The sequence below is a fragment of the Falseniella ignava CCUG 37419 genome (assembly GCF_000301055.1).
GTDB classification, from domain to species: Bacteria; Bacillota; Bacilli; order Lactobacillales; family Aerococcaceae; genus Falseniella; species Falseniella ignava.
The window spans coordinates 1-742 of sequence record NZ_JH932305.1 but is presented as its reverse complement, the minus strand read 5'-3'; the positions used below and the strand labels follow the sequence as shown (position 1 = coordinate 742).

Sequence of the window (742 nt, the reverse complement as noted above, 5' to 3'; positions counted from 1 at the left end):
ATAAACTACTCCGATTGGTTTGGTGAACACCGAGCCAGACTAATCGCCCACTCAAATTGGTTAGGTGGAACCCAAGCCAGACCAATAAACTACTCTGATTGGTTTGGTGAACACCGAGCCAGACCAATAAACTACTCCGATTGGTTTGGCGAACAACGAGCCAGACTAATAATCCACTCACTTTGGTTTGGTAGACGCTGAGTCAGACTAATAAACCACTTGTTTTGGTTTGGTGAATACTGTGCTAGACCAATCTACTCTCAAATTTAATAATCCTAGTTATCAGAAAAGAAAACATAGCAAAAAAGCTAAGCAACATCGTTGCTTAGCTTATAAGTGTATCCTGAATAACTCATTAAATACCTAATCTATTACTCTTCTTCTTTGCGACCTTTTGTAGCAACTAGTCCTAATCCTGATAGGATTGAAACTGCTGCAGCACCAAAGATATGAGCTGCCATCTCTTCACCTGTTTCAGGTAGCGCACCTGCTTTATTTACTTGAGTTGCTGAATCAGTGCTTGGAGTATCTGGTTTTTCTGTTGAGTTATTTGAGCCTTGTTGATCAGTACCTGGTTTAGTTGGATCTTCTGGATCTTGTTCGCCTGGTTTTTCTGGATCTTTCGAATCTTCTTCACCTGGTGTTTCTGGATCTTTTGAATCCTCTTCACCTGGTTTACTTGGATCTTTTGGATCTTCTTCACCTGGGTTTTCCGGATCTTTTGGATCTTCTTCACCTGGTT

1 protein-coding gene is annotated in these 742 nt (G+C 41.0%); it reads right to left on the bottom strand.

Annotated elements, in window-relative coordinates; translation table 11 throughout:
• Positions 1-371 precede the first annotated feature (371 nt).
• The coding region (locus tag HMPREF9707_RS08390) for an LPXTG cell wall anchor domain-containing protein (RefSeq protein ID WP_006702273.1) at positions 372-742 on the bottom strand (371 nt) is incomplete at its 5' end.